16 protein-coding genes are annotated in these 21,646 nt (G+C 43.3%); 10 read left to right on the forward strand and 6 right to left on the reverse strand.

From position 1 onward, the window contains the following. Positions 1 to 162 precede the first annotated feature (162 nt). Positions 163 to 1,296: a cupin domain-containing protein gene (locus MSG35_RS17150; protein WP_248384611.1), complete on the forward strand. Its 1,134-nt coding sequence runs from the start codon at positions 163 to 165 to the stop codon at positions 1,294 to 1,296. Between the two features lie 112 nt (positions 1,297 to 1,408). On the opposite strand, the gene MSG35_RS17155 is transcribed toward MSG35_RS17150, so the two are convergent. Beyond that, positions 1,409 to 3,526, reverse strand: coding sequence for a methyl-accepting chemotaxis protein (locus tag MSG35_RS17155; protein WP_248384612.1), 2,118 nt, complete (start codon positions 3,524 to 3,526; stop codon positions 1,409 to 1,411). Between the two features lie 499 nt (positions 3,527 to 4,025). Between MSG35_RS17155 and emrD the strand changes: the two genes are divergently transcribed. The 3 genes from emrD to xthA all read left to right on the forward strand — a co-directional run bounded on the left by emrD (position 4,026) and on the right by xthA (position 8,632). Continuing rightward, positions 4,026 to 5,231, forward strand: coding sequence for a multidrug efflux MFS transporter EmrD (gene emrD / locus MSG35_RS17160; protein ID WP_017065927.1), 1,206 nt, complete (start codon positions 4,026 to 4,028; stop codon positions 5,229 to 5,231). A 334-nt stretch (positions 5,232 to 5,565) separates the two neighbouring features. Then, positions 5,566 to 7,656, forward strand: a complete 2,091-nt coding sequence (locus MSG35_RS17165; protein WP_248384687.1) for a S9 family peptidase — start codon at positions 5,566 to 5,568, stop codon at positions 7,654 to 7,656. Positions 7,657 to 7,825: 169 nt separating this feature from the next. Next, positions 7,826 to 8,632 carry an exodeoxyribonuclease III gene (gene xthA, locus MSG35_RS17170; RefSeq protein WP_010437369.1) on the forward strand — a complete coding sequence of 269 codons (807 nt, stop codon included), beginning with the start codon at positions 7,826 to 7,828 and terminating at the stop codon, positions 8,630 to 8,632. Positions 8,633 to 8,707: 75 nt separating this feature from the next. Here xthA and MSG35_RS17175 read toward each other — a convergent pair whose 3' ends face one another. From MSG35_RS17175 to MSG35_RS17190, 4 genes are all read right to left on the reverse strand, one after another. Continuing rightward, on the reverse strand, positions 8,708 to 9,385 hold the full coding sequence (locus MSG35_RS17175) for an ABC transporter permease (RefSeq protein ID WP_017062123.1): 678 nt from the start codon (positions 9,383 to 9,385) through the stop codon (positions 8,708 to 8,710). A 2-nt stretch (positions 9,386 to 9,387) separates the two neighbouring features. Further along, positions 9,388 to 10,128, reverse strand: a complete 741-nt coding sequence (locus MSG35_RS17180; protein WP_017066929.1) for an ABC transporter permease — start codon at positions 10,126 to 10,128, stop codon at positions 9,388 to 9,390. Positions 10,129 to 10,207: 79 nt separating this feature from the next. Further along, positions 10,208 to 10,978 carry an ABC transporter substrate-binding protein gene (locus tag MSG35_RS17185; RefSeq protein WP_017066930.1) on the reverse strand — a complete coding sequence of 257 codons (771 nt, stop codon included), beginning with the start codon at positions 10,976 to 10,978 and terminating at the stop codon, positions 10,208 to 10,210. Between the two features lie 136 nt (positions 10,979 to 11,114). Beyond that, positions 11,115 to 11,885 carry an ABC transporter ATP-binding protein gene (locus MSG35_RS17190; protein WP_004736532.1) on the reverse strand — a complete coding sequence of 257 codons (771 nt, stop codon included), beginning with the start codon at positions 11,883 to 11,885 and terminating at the stop codon, positions 11,115 to 11,117. A 799-nt stretch (positions 11,886 to 12,684) separates the two neighbouring features. Here MSG35_RS17190 and MSG35_RS17195 point away from each other — a divergent pair. From MSG35_RS17195 to MSG35_RS17220, 6 genes are all read left to right on the forward strand, one after another. After that, positions 12,685 to 14,226 carry a DUF3360 family protein gene (locus tag MSG35_RS17195; protein ID WP_248384613.1) on the forward strand — a complete coding sequence of 514 codons (1,542 nt, stop codon included), beginning with the start codon at positions 12,685 to 12,687 and terminating at the stop codon, positions 14,224 to 14,226. A 307-nt stretch (positions 14,227 to 14,533) separates the two neighbouring features. Then, positions 14,534 to 16,810: a formate C-acetyltransferase gene (gene pflB / locus MSG35_RS17200; RefSeq protein ID WP_048607440.1), complete on the forward strand. Its 2,277-nt coding sequence runs from the start codon at positions 14,534 to 14,536 to the stop codon at positions 16,808 to 16,810. Between the two features lie 200 nt (positions 16,811 to 17,010). Next, positions 17,011 to 18,012, forward strand: a complete 1,002-nt coding sequence (locus MSG35_RS17205; protein WP_248384614.1) for a lipid A-modifier LpxR family protein — start codon at positions 17,011 to 17,013, stop codon at positions 18,010 to 18,012. Positions 18,013 to 18,176: 164 nt separating this feature from the next. Beyond that, complete coding sequence (gene pflA / locus MSG35_RS17210; protein ID WP_010437353.1) at positions 18,177 to 18,917, forward strand: pyruvate formate lyase 1-activating protein; 741 nt, start codon at positions 18,177 to 18,179, stop codon at positions 18,915 to 18,917. A 220-nt stretch (positions 18,918 to 19,137) separates the two neighbouring features. Next, positions 19,138 to 19,638 (forward strand): YfbU family protein, encoded by a 501-nt coding sequence (locus MSG35_RS17215; protein WP_017066932.1) that lies wholly within the window; start codon positions 19,138 to 19,140, stop codon positions 19,636 to 19,638. Between the two features lie 397 nt (positions 19,639 to 20,035). Then, complete coding sequence (locus tag MSG35_RS17220) at positions 20,036 to 20,605, forward strand: outer membrane beta-barrel protein (RefSeq protein ID WP_248384615.1); 570 nt, start codon at positions 20,036 to 20,038, stop codon at positions 20,603 to 20,605. Between the two features lie 179 nt (positions 20,606 to 20,784). Here MSG35_RS17220 and MSG35_RS17225 read toward each other — a convergent pair whose 3' ends face one another. After that, on the reverse strand, positions 20,785 to 21,540 hold the full coding sequence (locus tag MSG35_RS17225) for a MipA/OmpV family protein (RefSeq protein WP_248369721.1): 756 nt from the start codon (positions 21,538 to 21,540) through the stop codon (positions 20,785 to 20,787). Positions 21,541 to 21,646 lie beyond the last annotated feature (106 nt).

Raw genomic sequence — 21,646 nt, forward strand, 5'->3', positions numbered from 1 at the left:
ACTCTAGGTGGAGTGAGTCCCATGGACTTTGAACTAATCAACTAAACCCCTGTGTCTACTTTTTAGGGGCCATATCACATCTAGCATCTAGCATCTAGCATCTAGCATCTAGCATCTAGCATCTAGCATCTAGCATCTAGCATAAAAACATACAGGATTCACATGTACCAACTTAGCTTTTCTATGCCCGAGTTTCTTGAAAACTACTGGCATAAAAAACCAACCATCTTAAAGGGTGGCTTCCAAAACTTCGTCGACCCAATTTCGCCGGAAGAACTTGCTGGTTTATCGATGGAAGAAGAAGTGGATTCTCGCTTTGTCTCTAACCTCGACAATCAGTGGACTGCAGAACACGGCCCATTCTCTGAAGAAAAATTTGGCGAATTAACCGAAACTCATTGGCAGTTGATCGTTCAAGCAGCGAACCACTGGCACCAAGGCGCAAATCAGCTGACTGAGGCGTTCCAAGCGTTACCAAACTGGTTATTCGACGATCTCATGATCTGCTACTCAGCACCTGAAGGCGGCGTAGGCCCACATATTGATCAATACGATGTCTTCATCATTCAAGGTCAGGGCAAACGTCAATGGAAGGTTGGCGCTAAAGATGTTGGCCAATACAAAGAGACAGTTCAAGCGTCTGCACTTCGTCAAATTGAAGGTTTTGACCCGATCATTGATGAAACTTTAGAGCCGGGCGATATCCTTTATATCCCACCAGGTTTCCCACACGAAGGGAATACGTTAGAGCCGTCAATGAGCTACTCTATTGGCTACCGCTCTCCTAAAGAACAAGAGCTGATCAGCAACTTTGCCGATTTTGTACTCGCCCATGATATGGGTGACGTACACCTGCACGATCCAGAATTTAAAACGCAAGAAGGCTACGGCAAAATTCGTTCATCGGATTTAAGCAATCTCACTGACATGTTGAAATCTGCACTAGAGCAACCTGAAACCATCAGTGAATTCATGGGTTGTCTGCTAAGCCAATCACGCCACCAGCTTGATATCGTCGCTCCAGAGCCACTATGGACTCAAGAAGAGATCGCTCAACACTTAGAGTCTGAAGGTGAGATTCAGCGAGTATCAGGCTTAAAAGCGCTCTACCACGAAAATGAAAGCACCACGGCTTACATCAATGGCGAAGTGGTTAAGGTTGATGAAGCGGATTCTTCGTTACTCAACATACTTTGCGATGAGACCATGATTACCTCGGCTACTGCCCTATCTCCTTCGGGCGTAACTGTCGTGACTGAATTGGTCAACAAAGGCTACTGGTTTATCGAAGAGTAAGCAGCGTCAACCGCTGGTTATTGACTAGCTTCTAAAGAAACAATTAAAAAAGGGACAAATGAAATCTTCATTTGTCCCTTTTTCTATTCAAGAACTGGTTAAGGCTTAATGCTTATACCTTGAACTGATTGACCAACTTCTGTTGTTGTTGAGACAGTTGGTCAATTTCATTACCCACTTGCTCAGAAGCCGCGGCTTGCTCCAAGATCTTCGCACTCAAATCGCGAATATTAACCACGCTTTGGTTTACTTCACCGGAAACTGACTGTTGCTCTTCGGCTGCTCGAACGATCTGACTGTTCATGTCACTGATCGCCTCAATAGAAGTAAAGATCGACCCCAGATCTTCAACTGCTTTCTGAACGTGTAGTGCTGTATCGTTAGCTAGGATATTGCCTTCTTGTATCGCTTCAACGACATCTTGAGTTCCAGCATGAACCTTGTCGATCACCGCTCTAATCTCACCAACCGATGACTGTGTTCGGCTCGCGAGGTTTCTTACCTCATCCGCAACAACAGCAAAGCCACGACCTTGTTCGCCAGCACGAGCCGCTTCAATCGCCGCATTCAATGCCAGTAAGTTAGTTTGCTCAGAGATCCCTTCAATAACACTTAAGATCTCGGTGATGTTACCGTTATTTTTTGCCAACTCTTCGACAATTGGAACAGCGCTCGACATACGTTCCACCAGCTTTCTCATTTCACCGGCTGAAAGCTCGATAACTTGTTGCCCTTGTTGAGCAGAACGATTCGCTTCACAAGCAGCATCAACCGCCACTTCTGCATTTTGTACCACTAAGCCCGCTGTTTGAGTCATCTCTTCGGCCGCTGTCGCCACAAGATCGACTTCTTTAAATTGAGATTCGCTACTTTCTCGGGTACTTGATGCCGATGCTTTAGCCTGGCTTGTCGTACTCGCCACTTGTTCAGTGGTGTGAATCACTTCTTTGATCGTGTGTTGTAGCTTGTCTAAGAATAAGTTGAATCCTTTAGATAACTGACCAATTTCGTCTTGAGACTTAACCTCTAAACGCTGCGTCAAATCCCCTTCACCAGAAGCAATATCATTAAGTCGCTCAACCACTTGTCGAATAGGCTTCACAATTGAAAGGGAAGCAAATGCGATGATGGCTAAACCAAACAAAATAAACACAGTACCTGCAATCACTTCCGTCTTGATGCCTTCACTTAACTTGGTGCTAATGATGGAATCCAATTTGTTGGCATCAGCGACGACGCTCTCTCTTGGGATCTCAAACAACACACCCCAAGTTTGATTAGCCGCGACAACAGGTGCAAAGGCAAGTAACCACTCACCGTTCTCACTCCATTGCGTTGTCACTTCACCACCAAAGATAAAGTCGGTCATTAAATCACTGTTTGTATTGTCACTTTGGAAGGTTGAACCGACCGCAATACTTGAATCATCAGAAGCGATAACTGAACCATCTAGACTAACCACATAAGCTTTACCCGCACCGTTAAACAAGCTCTGGTCAGATTGCGTAATCACATTGGTTAAACCATCGAGTCTTAAATCTATACCAAGAAAACCAATCGCGACATCGTCGACTAAGATGGGTACGGAAATAGAGGACGTAAGTAGTGCTACACCACCGCTATTAACCACTCTAGGCGTACTAATACATGTTTGCCCTGAAGACAAAGGACAGTAAAAACGTTCGCTATTGCTGTCATCATTCAAGATAGATTCTGAAAGAACGTTCGCTAGAACATTTTCACCGTTATCTGCCACCTTCCAGTAAGGAGCAAAACGACCTTTTTCGTTAGAACCAACATAATCAGCATCGACATAATTCGCATCTTCGCTATCGAGTAAATCAGGCTTGAAAACTAGATACGCACCTTGAATAGAGTCGAAATTTAGAACCGAGCGACGAACCATTTCATCCAAGGCGGTACGAAGCTCTTCGCTTGGCGTAAAATTTTCGTCTGCATTGTTTTTTAGAAACTGAGCACTGGCCGCAAGCATCTCTGCGCGGTAAATAGCTTCGTCTACATAACGTTGAGTTTCTTGAGCATTAAGCTGAGATACAGACGCCAGCAGCTGCTGAGTTTTATTGATAACTGATTCTGAACTTTGAGATTTGATGACTTGTTGATTGCTCGTTGCGTTGTAGATCGAGAAACCAATAAGAGACAGTGACGTAATGATTAAACAACAACCTGCTAAGAGGGTTATTTTCCACTGTACCGATAGAGAGCGCATTTAATATCCTTATTTAAGCCAAAAGACTTCCATAACCATAACTATCACATCGACAACGAATTGCTGTACACAATGTAAATGAGTTAGACGAATAGCTTAGCGGATAATTACAGCACAAATTGCTTACATATAAAACGAAAGTTTACACAAATGTTAATAGAGCGTGTTTTCTTCCTTTTTTCTGTGATTTCAAATGATGTACTCATACAATCATTGGTTATGTTGCTTAGGTTTTAGCGCTTTGGACATAGCCAAAACATCGATATTTAAAGGAAGCCTACTCCACCCTCTCCCTCTTTAAAATGTAGCGATTTCGGATTAGTTTTTATAATCCAAGTTATAGATTTTTATCTTGCTCAACTTCACACTTTTTGATTGCTAAGCCCGCAATCAAGCTCTAATATCTCGCGCCTAGATTCCCTGATCACTTTATTCATTTGGCTCTCCTGAATGGAGCGCTAAGGCTTTTTACGTCTTTAATTTTTGGAGAGATACGCAAATGTCCGCCTCGTTTCCATTAGCGAAACTTACCTTTTTAATCGCTATTCTGACTGCCGTAGGTCAAATGACTCAAACGATGTACGTGCCTTCTATCGGTCATATGGCAGGTGAGTTCTTAGTTTCGGCATCTTCACTGCAGGCAGTGATGGCGTGTTACTTGATCCCTTATGGTCTGTCGCAATTTGTTTACGGCCCACTTTCAGATCGCCTAGGTCGTAAACCGATCATAGTGATTGGTTTGATCATCTACATCATCGGTACTTTGGTAGCATTGTTCGCTCACGAATATGAATGGTTCTTAGCGGGCAGCTTTATCCAAGGTTTGGGCATCGGTTGTGGTGGTGCGATGTCTCGTACATTGACTCGCGACTGTTTTGAAGGCGCAGAGCTGCACCGTGCAAACAGCTTGATTAGCATGTGTGTGATTTTCTCACCATTGATGGCTCCTGTACTGGGTGGTTACCTAACAGAAGTTTTCGGCTGGCGTTCTAGCTACTTATTCCTTGCGCTGTTTGGTATTGCTGTTGTGATCACTATGATGACGAGCATGATGGAAACACTGCCGAAAGAACGACGCAAGCATGAATCGGTTGCCAACAGCTACAAGTTCGTTCTGTCTGATAAACGTTTCCAAGGTTTCTTATTAGTATTAGTCGCAACCTTTGCTGGTGTAGCCGTATTTGAAGCAGCGGCAGGTGTGTTGCTTGGTGGCGTACTTGGCTTACCGGCAACCACAGTAAGCTTGCTGTTTGTCTTGCCTATTCCAGGTTACTTAGTCGGTGCAGGCTTATCTAGTTACATCGCACAACGTCGCTCTGAGCGCCGTGCACTGAATGTTGGTCTGGTTGCGATATTGGTAGGCTCAACAGTGGTATTGATACCCGGTTTGTTTGGTCAAACAACAGCACTGACTCTGATTGGCGGTGCCACAATTTACTTCTTGGGCGCTGGCATCTTATTTCCAGCTGCGACAACAGGGGCACTTTCGCCATTCCCGTACCACGCTGGTACTGGAGGTGCGATTTTAGGTGGTATGCAAAATCTAGGTGCTGGCATCGCAACACTATTGGCATCGTTCTTCCCAGCTCAAGACCAACTGCCACTCGGTTGCTTGATGATTGCAATGTCATTCATCGCTATGCTTGGTTTACGTTGGGTTAATCGTAAACCTGACCACTCAAACGAAATGCCATTGGCTATTTAACGTAAAACTCGAATCCTGCTCAATAATGAAAAGGGACATACTGAAAAGTGTGTCCCTTTTTTGTTGCACATTTATTCCTTCCACTCTCACGTATCAGTAATTTCATTTAACATTGCTTTGATTTTTTGAAAACAATAACAGACACTTACGATGAAGGTGCATATCCAGAATCCAATTATAAATAATATCACTGGAAAAAAACCAACCAACAAAGGATGCTGGCATCAAAAAGAGTAAGGTGCACACTAAGGATATATAGATGCGTATCGCTTTAACCACATTAGTCGTATCAATAGCGCTTGTCGCCGGATGCAGCAATCAAGGAATCTCAACCATGAACCACTACTCTCAATCACAACTCGTCGCTCAGCAAACCCAAGCACCCGTTGCTAAGAAAGTCCCTCACGCAATGACGATTCATGGTGACACCCGAATCGATGATTACTACTGGATGCGCGACGATGCACGCCAAGATCCAGAGATTTTGCAACAACTTGAGCAAGAGAATCAGTACGCAGATACAGTGTTGAAACATACAGAAGCAGCACAAAAACAATTATTTGAAGAGATCAAAGGCCGAATCGCCAAAGACGACAATTCGGTACCGGTTCGCAAAGGCAGTTACTACTACTCGAATAAGGTCACAGGTGACAACGAATACCCAGTTCACCTGCGTGAAAAAAACTTTTTAGGCACAGACAAGCAAGTCATCTTAGATGTTAACGAGCTAGCAAAAGAACATGAATTCTTCAGTATTGGTGGCTTAACGATCAGCCCAGACGAAAACTTGTTGGCCTATGGTGAAGATACGCTGAGCCGACGAATTTACACCATCAAGATCAAAGACCTCACGACAGGTGAATACCTAAAAGATGAAATTGAAGGCGCTTCAAGTGCTATCGCTTGGCAAAACGACAACCAAGCCTTCTACTACATCAAAAAAGATCCACAAACATTGCTGGGTTATCAAGTTTACCGCCACGTTTTAGGCACAGCTCAGGCAAGCGATGAGTTAATCTACGAAGAAACCGATAGCGCTTACTACACCTCTCTGAGTAAAAGCAAGGATGGTGAACAGGTCTACATTTGGCACTCGAGCACAGAAACCAGCGGTGTCTCAGTCATCGATGCCAACAACCCAAAGGCTACAGCTGAGGCTTTCTATCCAAAAGAGACCGGCATAGAGTACAGCATCGCTAAGCTAGGTGATTGGTATTACATCTACACCAACTACCAAGCGGTCAACTTCCGTTTAATGAAAGTCACAGCCGAAGAGATGCATGATCGCTCAAAATGGGTCGATGTCATCCCAGCAGACGATAATACTCAGCTTGTAGATTTCGAGTTGTTTGATGACCATCTTGTTTACGAACAACGCGCGGATGGCTTGTCTACAGTGAAAGTTCGCCAACTCTCAACAGGCAACGAGTTCCCACTTGAATTTAACGACACCGCATTTGCCGCTTACCTAACGAGTAACTATGAATTAGATAACTCAAAAGTTCGTATCTATTACAGCAGCTTAACCACGCCAGGTACTTACTATGATTTCGACCTAAGTACAGGTGAATCCGAGCTCATGAAGCAAACACCCGTATTAGGTAATTTCGAAGCGGATAACTACCAATCAGAGCGAATCATGGTTGCGGCTCGCGATGGTAAGCAAGTCCCTGTTTCTTTGGTTTATCGCAAAGATTTATTCAAGAAAGACGGCACTAACCCAATCTACCAATACGGCTATGGGTCTTACGGCTCTACGATTGAACCTACCTTCAGCTCAACTCGCCTAAGCCTACTAGATAGAGGTTTTGTTTATGCAATTGCACATGTCCGCGGTTCAGAAATGCTTGGTCGCCCTTGGTATGAAGATGGCAAAAAACTGACCAAACAAAACACGTTCAACGACTTTATTGATGTAACCAAAGAGCTTGTTGAAGAAGGCTATGGCGCTAAGGATAAAGTGTTCGCCGTTGGTGGCTCTGCTGGCGGTCTATTGATGGGAGCAATCATCAACCAAGCACCAGAACTGTACCGTGGTATTGGTGCACATGTTCCGTTTGTAGACATTGTGACAACCATGCTCGATAAATCGATTCCTCTAACCACCAATGAATATGACGAATGGGGCAACCCAAACGATAAAGCCTACTACGATTACATGCTGGGGTACTCACCGTACGACAATATTAAGGTACAAAGCTACCCGAACATGTTGGTAACGACAGGCCTACATGACTCACAAGTACAGTACTTTGAGCCAATGAAATGGGTCGCGAAGTTGCGTGAGATGAAAACAGACAACAACGTTTTGCTATTCAAAACCGATATGGAAGCCGGTCACGGTGGCGCTTCTGGTCGATTTAAACGATTGAAAGAAGACGCACTTGAATACGCGTTCTTTTTGGATCTACTAAAGACTCAATAGATTCTACGTAACCGTAAGTATCCACATCATTTAATGTCGCCATTTTGTCTCTACAAAGTGGCGACAGAAATTATTAAGCATGGTTAAATACGATGAACCATGAAATCCACCAAATCAAAAACCTTTAAAGACAAGCAGTGACAAAGGTTTACGAGAGGTATAAAAACAAATGAAAGTAATTAGCTTCAACATCAACGGTCTTAGAGCCCGCCTTCACCAACTGCAAGCTATTATCGACAAACACCAACCCGACGTGATTGGTCTGCAAGAGATAAAAGTGCACGATGAAGCCTTCCCAATTGCTGATGTTGAAGCAATGGGCTACAAGGTTTACTTCCACGGTCAAAAAGCACACTACGGTGTGGCAATGTTGTGTAAGCAAGAGCCTATCTCTGTGCAGAAGGGTTTCCCAACAGATAATGAAGATCATCAAAAACGCATGATCATGGCGACGTTTGAAGATGAAAATGGTGAAAAGGTTACCGTGCTAAATGGCTACTTCCCTCAAGGGGATAACATCAAGCATGAAACAAAATACCCGTACAAACGCCAATTCTACAAAGACTTAATGACTTACCTAAACGACTATCACAACAAAGATGAGCAAGTGATCGTAATGGGCGACATTAATATCAGCCCTATCGACGCAGACATCGGCATTGGTGAACCTAATGCGAAACGTTGGTTAAAAACCGGTAAATGTTCTTTCCAACCAGAAGAGCGCGAATGGTTGAAAACATTGATGGACTGGGGCTTTGTAGACAGCTTCCGTTTGCTTCACCCTGAAGTGAATGACCAATACTCGTGGTTTGATTACCGCTCAAAAGGCTTCGTAGACAACCGCGGCCTGCGTATTGATGTAGTCCTAGCGACTCAAAAGCTTGCTGATAAATGTACTGAAGCTGGCATCGATTACGAGCTACGCGGCATTGAAAAACCGTCAGACCACGCTCCAATTTGGTCGACGTTTAAGTAAACAACAAAGTCTGAAAATAAAAAACGGCGCTCAATGAGCGCCGTTTTTGTTAACGAAGATTTGTCCAGATTACGATTAGCTAAGGGGTCTTAGGTAAGCAAGGAAACGCTTCTCTGCGAATTTGAAAATCGCGATGATGATGAACGTTAACGCCATGTAGAACAGACCTGCCGTTAGGAAAGACTCGAATGGGGCGTAGTAACGAGAGTTAACCAAACGAGCTGCACCGGTTAGATCCATAATGGTTACGATACCAGCTACCGCAGAGCCGTGAAGCATGAAAATAACTTCGTTACTGTAAGCCGGTAATGCACGACGTAGAGCACTTGGCAAAATGATGCGGCGGTAAGTCTTTGGTGTACTCATGCCGTACGCTTTTGCTGCTTCAACTTCACCTTTAGGTAAGCCATTAATAGCACCGCGAATGATCTCTGCTGTATATGCTGATGTGTTAAGAATGAATGCTACCAGAGCACAGAACCAAGCGTTTTCCCATAGTGTGTCTTTTACTGGGAAGAACTGGTCCATACCGTAGTAAATCAGATACAACTGCACCAATAACGGCGTACCACGGAAGAAATAGATGAATGACCAAGCCGGAGCGTTAATCAGCATATTTGGGCTATTACGAGCGATAGCTAATGGTATGGCTACGAATAAGCCAATAATCAAAGCGACACAAACCATCCAAGCCGTTGTCCATAAACCACCAAGGTAAATCGGTAGGCTTTCAATTATCAATGAAAAGTCCATAACTACCTCGCGTGGATACTGAATTTACGTTCAACCAGCTTAAGTAAGCCCGTCGAAACACTGGTGAAGAATAAGAAGATAATCGCCACTGTCATATAGAAGGTAAATGGCATTTTGGTTGAACCTGCCGCCAGTGCGCTAACACGTACCATATCTTCTAGGCCAATAATGGAAACCAACGCGGTAGTTTTAAGTAAAACCAACCAGTTGTTACCAAAGCCCGGCAGTGCGTGACGAATCATTTGCGGTAATAGAATACGACGGAACGCTAGAACAGGTCCCATGCCATAGGCCTTTGCTGCTTCCATTTCACCGCTATCAACCGCCATGATCGCACCACGGAAGGTTTCAGCCATGTAAGCGCCAAAGATGAATCCAATGGTTAAGACACCAGCAACAAATGGACTGACATCAATATAATCAGGTAAGTAAGCGGTCCATTCGTGGTTAGGATCACTTGATGTGAACCACTCATTGAGCCACTCATTGATGGAATACAAACTGTTGTTTAAAAGGATTTGTCCACCAAAGAAAATCAGCATCATCAAGACGAGGTCAGGAATGCCTCGAATAACGGTTGTGTAGAGGGTTGCGATAGCACGAGCCCAGCGATAAGGCGCTAGTTTTGCTAAGGCACCTAGCATACCAAGAACCATAGCTAAAATTAGCGACAGCAAGGCAACTTCGATTGTGAGCACCGCCCCTTTCAGGATCGACGCTTCATATCCTTGTAAATCAAACATAATGAATTCCAACAGAACTGCGAAAAAGTTGGTAAGACAGGGAGAGGAGAACCTCTCCCTTAATAAGTGATGCTAGAGATTACTCACCGTATACGTCGTAGTTGAAGTATTTAGCAGCGATCTCTTGGTAGATGCCTTTTTCACGTAGTGAAAGGATTGCAGCATCTAATTGCTTAGTCAGATCTTTGTCTTGCTTACGTAGAGCAATACCAAAACCTTCACCGAACCACTTAGGATCTGTTAGTGATGGACCAACAAACTCGTAGTCTTCACCACCAGCTTTGTTTAGTACGCCTTCTTCTAGAGCAGATGCATCGCCCAGTACAGCAGCAACACGACCGTTAGCTAGATCAAGGTAAGCTTCATCGAATGAACCGTAACGAACGATTTCTACAGTGTCACCGTAGTTGTCTGTTAGGTACTTATCGTGCGTTGTTGCACGTTGAACGGCGATCTTTTTACCACTTAGATCATCAAAGTTAAGGTCTGCACCTTTCTTAGCGATGAAATTGTTTGGGATAAGTGCGTATTTACCAGTGAAGTCGATCTTTTTCTTACGCTCTTCCGTGATAGACATTGCCGCGATGATCGCATCATATTTACGAGCAAGTAGAGAAGGAATAATACCATCCCAATCTTGTGCAACGATCTTACACTGCACCTGCATTTCAGTACAAAGCGCGTTAGCCATATCGACATCGAAGCCTTTCAGTGAGCCGTCAGCTTCTGTCCAGCTAAATGGAGGGTAAGCACCTTCAATACCGAAACGTACTGTTTTCCATTCTTTTGCTTGAGCTACGCCCGTTGCAGCAGTTGCAGCAAGTGCCGCGACTAATAACCACTTTTTCATATCCCTACTCCTGTGATTTAGGTTTTTATGTTTTGCTAGTTTTAATATTGTGTTTGTTGTTACTTATTAACTTACTTGTTGTGTTTTATTGTTCACACCGTCGCTGTTTGCCTTGGCAACGGCATTTCAATTCTGATTAGTAAATCGATGAGATAAATTGTTGTAAACGCTCAGATTCAGGTTCCGTAAACAGTTTAGCTGGATCGCCCTGTTCTTCCACTAGACCTTGATGCAAGAACATCACATGGTTAGATACGTCACGAGCAAAAGCCATTTCGTGCGTTACCACAAGCATGGTTCTTCCCTCTTCTGCTAGATCGCGCATTACACCAAGCACTTCGCCTACTAACTCAGGGTCTAATGCCGATGTAGGTTCATCAAACAGCATAACTTCAGGATCAACCGCTAGCGCTCGCGCAATAGCAGCACGCTGTTGTTGGCCGCCAGACAAATGACCCGGGTAGTAATCTTTGCGCTCATACAGACCTACTTTCTTCAGTAGTAACTCTGCATTTTCAATCGCTTGTGCTTTAGGTACGCCCAAGACGTGAACAGGCGCTTCGATAACATTTTCGAGAACGGTCAGGTGAGACCACAGATTGAAACCCTGAAAAACCATTGCCAGACGAGAACGGATTCGCTGTACTTGTTTTTCATTGGCAGGAACAGAAACACCTTGGCGGTTGTTTTTCATTTGAATTAATTCGCCATTAACCCAAATCTCGCCTGCGGTAGGTGTCTCTAAAAGATTGATACATCTAAGGAAAGTACTCTTACCCGACCCTGAAGATCCGATAATCGATACTACATCGCCTTTATGCGCAGAAAGTGAAATTCCCTTTAAAACTTCATTTTGACCAAACGTTTTGTGTAGATCCTTTATGTCCAGCGCTGGTACATCTTTCATGCGCTTTCTCTCCCAAGTTTGTGAAAATGCAAGGTACTCCGACCTTTTCATGCGATACAAACTAGCACCACACGGAATAACATGCAACAAATTATTAACCTAATAATTTGGAATAAATAGCGATTAACCCTGACTTATTATGCAAAAGGTAGCGTTTTCACCTCAATTTAATGAATGAATTCTATCAATAAGCTGTAATTACACCCCTTACATTGTTTAAATAAAGTTAATCAAAATTAGATTCTCGTAGTTGGATGTCTCACAACAAAAACACGTTTTGTGAACTTGTAAACATTACTGTCGACAAAATATAGCGCACGCATTCAGCACAACAACCTCACTATAAGGCACAATTATTTTAAGGTTATTACATTGTAAGTATTTTACTCGGAGCGTGGGACAAGCGAGTAATAGTGAGATAACTCAGTAAACATAAAGCATTCAGCCAATGCCATAGCGGTAAAGGCTCGGAGAAGATAAGAAAACGACAGTTTGTGAAAACTAATTACACGATTCATCAATGGGAAGTTAATGAATCGCTGCGTTTTGTAGCTTTCTTTCACATACACTCATAAAGTGATCAAGATCAATCACCCTAAAGGGTAAGCTTGTTAGACTCCTCAGCAAAGAATAAGGCATTAAAAATGCCAAACATTTCTTTTAACTTAGCTGCATAAAGCACATCAAAACCGTGCAACATAATGTTAATGAGTTATAACTAAGAAATAACGCAATTACGCAATTACGCGAACTTATAGAATTCAATTTTAGAATTACTAACATAAAATATGAGGAATCTATGTCAGACGTTGTGAACAATGCGAACTCTGAAGTAGAAGAGAAAAGCTATAAAGAGCTACACCGCCCTGCTTCTGAATTTGAGAGCCGCTCAGATTATCTAGATCACGAGCTTCAAATCATGAAGCCTCGCCGCTTCGGCCTAAACCTTCCAGGTCGTGACTTCCGCTTTGAACTTGAAGACCTTGTCCCTGCACTTGCTGGTACCATTGGTATCATCGCGATGTACTCTGCAGTAATGATGTCTTGGGCTGATGGCCTAACTCAAGCTTGGGATCACGTAAACCTAGGTAAAGAGTTTGCGATTGAAGTCGCTCGTGTAGAAATGCTTATCCCTGCACTGCTGTTCTGTATCCTTGCTTCTGGTTTCTTTAACCCTAAAGCAAACCTTGCCGGTAACCACGGCCCAATGATTCCTCTTATTGGTACCATCGCTCTAGCTGGTGCTCACCCTCTTGCATTGGCAATCCTTATCGGTGTCTTCGGTCTAATCCTAAGTTTCCTAAAAGGCGGCTCCAAGCTGGTTAACCTTACTTCGGAAGGTACCGCAGGTGGCTTGCTTATCTTCTTAGGCCTAACGGGTACCATGAGCCAAATCAACTCAATTCAAACATGGGCGGTTGGTCTTCAGTCTTCTACTGTTGAAGCGGGCAGCATGGGTTACGTTGGTTTAATCGTTCTTGCTATTACTATTGCTATCTACGCTTTCCTAGCAAAAGTGAACAAGCGTTGGTTAGCTATCCCAGTATGTGCATTCACTGGCCTTGCTATTGCATTAGTATTAGGTGCTGGCTTCGACATCGTATTCGAAACTGAAATGGGTATTCCAAACCTAAACCCAGTTTACTGGTGGGGCTCTACTTCTGAAGGTTGGATGCTTGGCCTGCCAAACGTTGAACACTTCATTGCATCTCTGCCATTTGCAATCCTTGCTGTAGCAATGTGGTCACCTGACTTCCTAGGTCACCGTATCTTCCAAGAACTAAACTACCCTAAACGTTCTGAAAAAGTACTAATGGATGTAGATGACACAATGACTATGTGTTCTGTTCGTCAAATGGTGGGTACAGCGGTTGGTGGTGGTAACATCACATCTTCTTGGGGTACGTACATGATCCCAGCAGCAATCGCGAAACGTCCAATTCCTGGCGGCGCAATCTTGCTTGGCTCACTATGTATTATTGTTGCGATTCTTGGTTTCCCAATGGACGTAGCAGTATGGCCACCAGTGATGCGTGTTGCGCTACTTGTAGGTGTATCTCTGCCTCTACTTGAAGCGGGTATGCAAATGGTTAAGGATTCAAAAGATTCTCAAGCGGCTGGTATCTGTATCTTCGGTTCAGCGGTTGTTAACCCAGTATTAGCATGGGCACTGACTATGCTTCTAGATAATAACGGTCTAATTGGTGATAAAGAGCGTGCGAAGCGTCTATCATTTGTAGATAAGATTGTTATCCCAGTTGGCGTTTTAGTTATCTGTCTAGTAGCAATGCTTGCAGTTGGTATGCTAGAAAGTCAATATGGCCTAAAAGCTTGGCTATAATGGTCCTCACTACACAAAAGTAGTATTAGGATTAAAAAAAAGTTTGGGTGGCAACCCCTGTCACTCAAATTTTTTCAACTTTTTTTGGCATTTATTGATTTAGTTTAAGGTTTGCAGGAATTTTTTAGCGTAGTCTTGAATTCATAGAGTAAAGACAACATATAAAAAGTAGTGACAATATATATAACCATATGACGCTTATATGCTCATATATATTGTTATTAATAAGAGTGTACTACCCTTACGAGGGGCGCTGGCTCAACAGTGTTAATGTACGTATTTTTTCTACTAAAAAGGTAGGTATGTCATGGCAGAGCAATTTGCTAAAGCTTGGGAAGATTTTGCTGCAGGTGAGTGGCAAAGCGAAGTAAACGTTCGTGATTTCATTCAAAAGAACTACACGCCGTATGAAGGCGACGAGTCTTTCCTAGTTTCTGAGGGTACTGAAGCAACTAACAAGCTTTGGTCTTCGGTAATGGAAGGTATCAAACAGGAAAACGCAACTAAAGCACCTGTAGATTTCGATACTTCTGTTATCTCTACCATTACTGCTCACGATGCAGGTTACATTGAGAAAGATCTTGAGACTATCGTTGGTCTACAAACTGAGAAGCCACTAAAACGTGCAATCATCCCTAACGGTGGTGTACGTATGGTTGAAGGTTCTTGTAAAGCATACGGTGAAACTCTTGACCCAATGGTTTCAAAAATCTACTCAGAATACCGCAAAACACACAATGCTGGCGTTTTCGATATCTACACTCCTGATATCCTAAAATGTCGTAAGTCTGGTGTTCTGACTGGTCTTCCTGATGCTTACGGCCGTGGTCGTATCATTGGTGACTACCGTCGTGTTGCACTTTACGGTATTGATTTCCTAATGAAAGACAAAGCTGCTCAATTCGCTTCTCTACAAGAGCGTTTCGAGAACGGCGAAGATCTTGCTGCAACAATGCAATTGCGTGAAGAGATCTCTGAGCAACATCGTGCTCTAGGTCAAATCAAGCAAATGGCTGAGAAATACGGTTTCGATATCTCTGAGCCAGCTCAAACTGCTCAAGAAGCTATTCAGTGGACTTACTTCGGCTACCTAGCTGCAGTTAAATCTCAAAACGGTGCTGCAATGTCTCTAGGTCGTACTTCGACTTTCCTAGACATCTACATCGAGCGTGATATCGCTGCTGGCAAAATCACAGAAGACCAAGCACAAGAAATGATCGACCACTTCGTAATGAAGCTGCGTATGGTTCGTTTCCTACGTACTCCTGAGTACGATGAGCTATTCTCTGGCGACCCAATCTGGGCAACAGAGTCTATGGGTGGTATGGGTATCGACGGTCGTACGCTAGTAACGCGTTCGAACTTCCGTTTCCTAAACTCGCTATACACTATGGGTCCTTCTCCAGAGCCAAACATCACTGTTCTTTGGTCTGAGCAACTACCTGACGGCTTCAAACGTTTCTGTGCGAAGGTATCTATCGATACTTCTTCTATCCAGTACGAAAATGATGACCTAATGCGTCCTGACCTTGAGTCTGATGATTACGCTATCGCTTGTTGTGTATCTCCAATGATCGTTGGTAAGCAAATGCAGTTCTTCGGTGCTCGTGCTAACCTTGCGAAAACAATGCTTTACGCAATTAACGGCGGTGTGGACGAAAAACTTAAGATGCAAGTTGGTCCTAAAGAAGCGCCAATGACTGACGCTGTTCTTGATTACGATAAAGTAATGGACCGTCTAGATCACTTCATGGACTGGCTAGCTAAGCAATACGTGACTGCACTAAACAGCATTCACTACATGCACGACAAGTACAGCTACGAAGCGTCTCTAATGGCTCTTCATGACCGTGACGTTCGTCGTACTATGGCTTGTGGTATTGCTGGTCTATCTGTTGCAGCTGACTCACTATCTGCAATCAAGTTCGCGACTGTTAAACCAATCCGCGACGAAGATGGCATCGCAACTGACTTCGAAATCGAAGGCGATTACCCTAAATACGGTAACAACGACTCTCGTGTAGATGATATTGCTTGTGAACTAGTTTCTACGTTCATGAACAAGATCCGTAAGCTTAAGACTTACCGTAACTCTATCCCTACACAGTCAGTTCTTACTATCACGTCTAACGTGGTTTACGGTAAGAAAACAGGTAACACTCCAGACGGTCGTCGTGCTGGCGCTCCTTTCGCTCCTGGTGCAAACCCAATGCACGGTCGTGATGAGAAAGGCGCTGTAGCTTCACTAACGTCTGTAGGTAAACTACCGTTTGCTGACGCACAAGATGGTATCTCTTACACGTTCTCTATCGTGCCAAACGCACTAGGTAAAGAACAAGACAGCCAACGTGCTAACCTTGCAGGCCTAATGGATGGTTACTTCCACCACGAAGCTGGCATTGAAGGTGGTCAACACCTTAACGTTAACGTTCTTAACCGCGAAACTCTTGAAGACGCAGTTAAGCACCCTGAGAAATACCCTCAGCTAACAATCCGTGTATCTGGTTACGCTGTTCGCTTTAACTCTCTAACTGCAGAGCAACAAGCTGACGTAATCGCACGTACATTTACTGAGTCTCTATAAGCTCACGCTCAATAGACAGTAAATAATATTAGCCTCGCCAATGTGCGGGGCTTTTTTATACCTGAAGTAAATCACACTGCACTCACCTATCCCGCGAAATGTTAGGTTGAGCAAAAAAGCACCCTGCCATTCACTTTTTTTCCACAAATTCTGTCAAATTACGGTAATATCGCGGTTCATAATTTAAGAGTAACTGCTCCATGAAATACCTGCGTTGTTTACCCCTGATTCTTCTCTCTTTCTCATCTTTAGCCTCTGAGCGTTCAACGCTGACTTTTGCTTTAGATAATGATGGTATTTTTGGTGTCGACCAAGACTATACCAACGGCTTATTTCTGGGTTACACATCATCAAGTATTACGCCATACAACTGGGCAAAACCATTGAGCCTTTCCTACTGGGGCGCAAGCTCTCTAGACAAGTGGGAAATCACCATTGGCCACAAGATGTATACGCCTTCTGACATTGAGTTAGAAACACCATCGCCTAATGATCGCCCATACGCAGGTTACCTACATACTGAATTCAACTACATCAGCTTAAACCCACAGCAAGCCCAGCGTTTTAATATCACGTTTGGTACCACGGGTGAGCGCGCGCTTTCAGAAGACGCTCAAAAGCTGGTTCACTCGATCACAAAATCAGATGAGCCGATGGGTTGGGAATACCAAGTCGATGATGAATACGCAGGTAGCGTTGGTTACCTAAGTCATTTCAACTTAATGCGTAATCAAGCTCTTGCGAATACTGACTACGAAATCTCTAACGTTTCAGAAATCAACGTCGGTAACTTTAGAAGTGATATCTCGACTGGTTTTATGTTCCGTTGGGGTACGGACTTGGGCGGTAACTTTGGTGCAGCTAACATCACCACAGAAAACCCATTCAAACCTGGCATGATCGGCGCATCAAACGCTGGTTGGTTTACCTATGCAGGCCTTGAAGGTCGCTACCGATTCAACGACCTGACTATCGAAGGCGATCGCTCAGGTGTTGATGAGTACGCTAATAAAAACAACGAAGACCCTGCTATCTACGATGTGACTTTAGATAACATTCAAGCGACTGCTGTGCTTGGTGTCGCTTGGTATAACCAATACGTTGGTGCCTCTTTCGCATTAACAGCAAAAACACCGGATTACGAAGAAGCAAAAGAGTCAGTGTACACCACTGGCGGTATCACAATGTTTGCTTTCTTCTAGCCACCAGTAAGGGCTTTCGTCCTTTACTTTTCAAGTTTAATAAAGGCAATCATCTTCACAGGTGGTTGCCTTTATTTTTAAAGGTCTCGTTACCATTTGACCCTATTTTATGTACCGTTTTTGTAATAAAATAAACGGTATAAATTCCTCTACGAGAATAGCTCATGTCTACAACTGGTCGCATTCACTCATTCGAATCTTGTGGTACTGTCGATGGCCCTGGTATCCGCTTTATTGTGTTTCTTCAAGGCTGCTTAATGCGTTGTATGTACTGTCATAACCGTGATACATGGGATCTTCATGACGGAAAGGAAGTAACGGTCGAAGAGATCATCAACGAAGCAAAATCATACCGTCATTTCATGAAAGCATCGGGCGGTGGTATCACCTGTTCTGGTGGTGAAGCGATGCTACAACCTGAGTTTGTTCGTGATTTTTTCCGAGCCGCTCAAGCTGAAGGCATCCACACTTGTCTTGATACTAATGGCTACATTCGTAAGCACACAGAAGTGGTTGATGAAGTCCTAGAAGCCTCTGATCTAGTGATGCTCGATCTTAAGCACATGCGAGATGAGATTCACCACGATTTCATTGGTGTATCAAACAGACGCACTCTGGATTTTGCGCGCTACTTACACAAAATTGGTAAGAAAACTTGGATTCGTTATGTGATTGTCCCTGGCTACACAGATACGCCTGAAGATGCTCACCTGCTAGGTGAATTCATCAAAGACATGGACAACATCGAGAAAGTAGAACTTCTTCCATACCATAAGCTTGGTGCACATAAGTGGGAAGCACTTGGTTTTGACTACCCTCTTGAAGGTACAAACCCGCCAAGCAAAGAGAAAATGGATGAGATTGTTGCTGTTCTTAGCCAATACCATTCAAACGTAAAATACTAATCTAGACTTACGTTGATATTGTTTTCAAACGCCTCAATTTCGATTGGGGCGTTTTCTTTTCGAGCAAAACAATCCTTTCACTTTTCTTTACAACTTTTGTTTATCAATTCAAAAAATCATATTAAATCCGTGTTGAGATCATGTTTCCACTCGTAGGAATGCTGTTACTCTTACTGCAACAAAAGAATATAACATTTAGTTTTTTAGTGAGGCTCCTCCCATGGAAATGACCAATGCTCAGCGTCTAATTCTATCAAATCAATACTACCTAATGTCTCAAATGGATCCTGAGAACTCAGCTAAATACCAACGTCTACAAACGATTGTAGAACGTGGTTACGAACTCCAAATGCGTGAGCTTAACAAAGAGTTTGGTTGTTTGACTGAAGCAGAATGTCGCGAAATTATCGACATCATGGAGATGTACCATGCAATGCAAGAGTCGAACAAAATGCTTGCAGAACAAGAACGTGCTGAAGTAGACCAACGTCGCCTGCAGTTCTTAGGTTTTGATATCGCTTCTGAAGCGCAGATCGTACACTACGTGCGTTTCCTTGTTGATTCTGAAGGTCTTTACCCTCAATTCGACAAAGCCGATCACCACTTCAATAGCCAAATGCCAATGCTAGAGAAGTACCGTCGCATGCTAACAACATGGCGTAACTGCCCTCGTCAATACCACCTATGTGCGACAGAGCTATCTCAAATCTTTAGCGCTTAATACGTTAATAGATCAGCGATAACTTTTTAAAAAGTTTCAAGAAAAAGGGTTACTCATCATGAGTAACCCTTTTTTAATGTTCGCACACAAACAGAAAACTGGACTTATGAAGCGATATGGATAAAAAGTGTACTTCAGATACAGAAAACGCGAATGAATCATAAAGATCAGATATTAAATATTGAACCATTTCCAATTAATTTCTCTGATATCGCCCATTAACCAACGAACACAAACCTAGTATTTACAAGCAATTAGGTCATTCATCTTTATTAATTCCACTTCGAAACATTTAATACAAATTAAAAACCATTGCTCTATTTTGAACGGTGTTTTTTATTTTAAATAAGATAGCTAGAATTCCCCCCGAAATTTATTAACCAGAGCGATAAACAAAATGAGAAAATTCATCCTTGCATCACTAGCTATCATGTCTACTTCAGCTTTCGCAGCTAACGAAATGTACGTACTTGGCGGCGTTGGCATTAACGAAGACGATACAGGCGCACAATTCACTGTTGGTTCACAAATTCTTGATACAAACTTTTATCTAGAATCAACGATGAATTACATCGACTCAGACAGCAACGATGTTATTTCAGACGTAAACGGCGACCTAACTAAGTACAAGGGCGATTACCAACACTTCAAAATGTCTCTAGCGCCAATGTATAAATATAGCTTCGATGACTCTTTTGCTATCTACGGTAAGGTTGGTCTTGCTTACTCAAACTTTAATTCTAAATCAACATGGGTTAATGCAGACGAATCAGACACTCACAAGTATTCAGATAGCAAGTGGGGCGCAATTTACGGCATCGGTGCTGAATTTAAGTCAGCGCAACCAATGTTTGGTAACTCGAAATTTATGGCGCGTGTCGGTTTCGATTGGTATGACTTCAGCTCAGGCAGCATGAACCTAGGCAGTGATGCCACTCTAGGTCTACAAGCTGGTTTCACTTTCTAAGATATGAAGCAGAAAGGTTTTACATCAATTGAGCTGATGAGTGCTAAATCTAGCCATACAATGCTTTTGTTTGCTCCGATTCTTGTAGTCATCGGCCTGTACTTCGCATAAATAAAAAGGGTTACTCATCATGAGTAACCCTTTTTAATGTTCGCACACAAAGAGAAAAACCAAAGCAACTAGAAAACGTAAGCAACACCGACGTTCGCGGCCATGTTGATGCCACTTTCAAGTATTGGGCTATTCTCAATATCGCCTTCAAGGTTGGTATAACGAACGCCACCAGTTACTCGAACATTTGGCGTAACATGCAGATAGCCACCTAAACCAATAAAGTACTGACCATCCCAGTCTGCGTCGAATTCATCTAAGTTAGTTCTTGCCGCTTCAGCTGAACTCACACCATATAAATGATTGTTCAAACGCTCGCTGTTGTAGGCGTAACCAATAGATGGGGTAATCGCCCAGCCATTACGACGAATAGGTAGACGCCATGCCGCTTCCGCATAAATACCGTTGTGCTTAAAGCCTAAATCCGAACCCGCAGTCGCTTCAAACATACCAACCAGAGTGATCACTTGATAGCTGATACCGCCCAATATCGAGGCATCACGTTCATCCAACTTTTGAATATCGACGTTATCGGAATCACCCGGCTTTAATGTTCTTGAATCATAAACCGCTCGAAATACGATGTTTTGCGGTGAGCCTGCTGGTAATAAGCGATAACCAGCGCTGAAACCACGCATAAAGAAGTGCTCACCTTCATAACCAATCATAGGGATCACGGCACGGTTTGATGGTGTATCTTTATAGACAGCAGGAGAATAAGAGGCGGCAACACCCAATGACCACTGCGAGATTCTTGCATGTGCTGTTGTTGAAGCCAGTAACGCAGCACTGATAGCCACTATTTTTAACCCATTATTCTTCACTACATCTACCTATTTATTGAGTAATTTTTGATAACGCCGCGCATTATATGGTACTTCATTCCAAAAAATCAATAGAGCCCAGTTATACATCTAATGCACATAAATC

Origin of the sequence: Vibrio sp. 1CM23M (assembly GCF_023161755.1) — a bacterium.
GTDB classification, from domain to species: Bacteria; Pseudomonadota; Gammaproteobacteria; order Enterobacterales; family Vibrionaceae; genus Vibrio; species Vibrio coralliirubri.

Excerpts from the sequence above, each read along its gene's own strand:
- pflA (WP_010437353.1), top strand. The coding sequence starts at position 18,177 with ATGTCTACAACTGGTCGCATTCACTCATTCGAATCTTGTGGTACTGTC.
- MSG35_RS17215 (WP_017066932.1), top strand. The coding sequence starts at position 19,138 with ATGGAAATGACCAATGCTCAGCGTCTAATTCTATCAAATCAATACTAC.
- MSG35_RS17155 (WP_248384612.1), bottom strand. The coding sequence starts at position 3,526 with ATGCGCTCTCTATCGGTACAGTGGAAAATAACCCTCTTAGCAGGTTGT.
- MSG35_RS17150 (WP_248384611.1), top strand. The coding sequence starts at position 163 with ATGTACCAACTTAGCTTTTCTATGCCCGAGTTTCTTGAAAACTACTGG.
- xthA (WP_010437369.1), top strand. The coding sequence starts at position 7,826 with ATGAAAGTAATTAGCTTCAACATCAACGGTCTTAGAGCCCGCCTTCAC.
- MSG35_RS17180 (WP_017066929.1), bottom strand. The coding sequence starts at position 10,128 with ATGTTTGATTTACAAGGATATGAAGCGTCGATCCTGAAAGGGGCGGTG.
- MSG35_RS17190 (WP_004736532.1), bottom strand. The coding sequence starts at position 11,885 with ATGAAAGATGTACCAGCGCTGGACATAAAGGATCTACACAAAACGTTT.
- MSG35_RS17205 (WP_248384614.1), top strand. The coding sequence starts at position 17,011 with ATGAAATACCTGCGTTGTTTACCCCTGATTCTTCTCTCTTTCTCATCT.
- MSG35_RS17185 (WP_017066930.1), bottom strand. The coding sequence starts at position 10,978 with ATGAAAAAGTGGTTATTAGTCGCGGCACTTGCTGCAACTGCTGCAACG.
- pflB (WP_048607440.1), top strand. The coding sequence starts at position 14,534 with ATGGCAGAGCAATTTGCTAAAGCTTGGGAAGATTTTGCTGCAGGTGAG.
- emrD (WP_017065927.1), top strand. The coding sequence starts at position 4,026 with ATGTCCGCCTCGTTTCCATTAGCGAAACTTACCTTTTTAATCGCTATT.
- MSG35_RS17165 (WP_248384687.1), top strand. The coding sequence starts at position 5,566 with ATGAACCACTACTCTCAATCACAACTCGTCGCTCAGCAAACCCAAGCA.
- MSG35_RS17175 (WP_017062123.1), bottom strand. The coding sequence starts at position 9,385 with ATGGACTTTTCATTGATAATTGAAAGCCTACCGATTTACCTTGGTGGT.
- MSG35_RS17220 (WP_248384615.1), top strand. The coding sequence starts at position 20,036 with ATGAGAAAATTCATCCTTGCATCACTAGCTATCATGTCTACTTCAGCT.
- MSG35_RS17195 (WP_248384613.1), top strand. The coding sequence starts at position 12,685 with ATGTCAGACGTTGTGAACAATGCGAACTCTGAAGTAGAAGAGAAAAGC.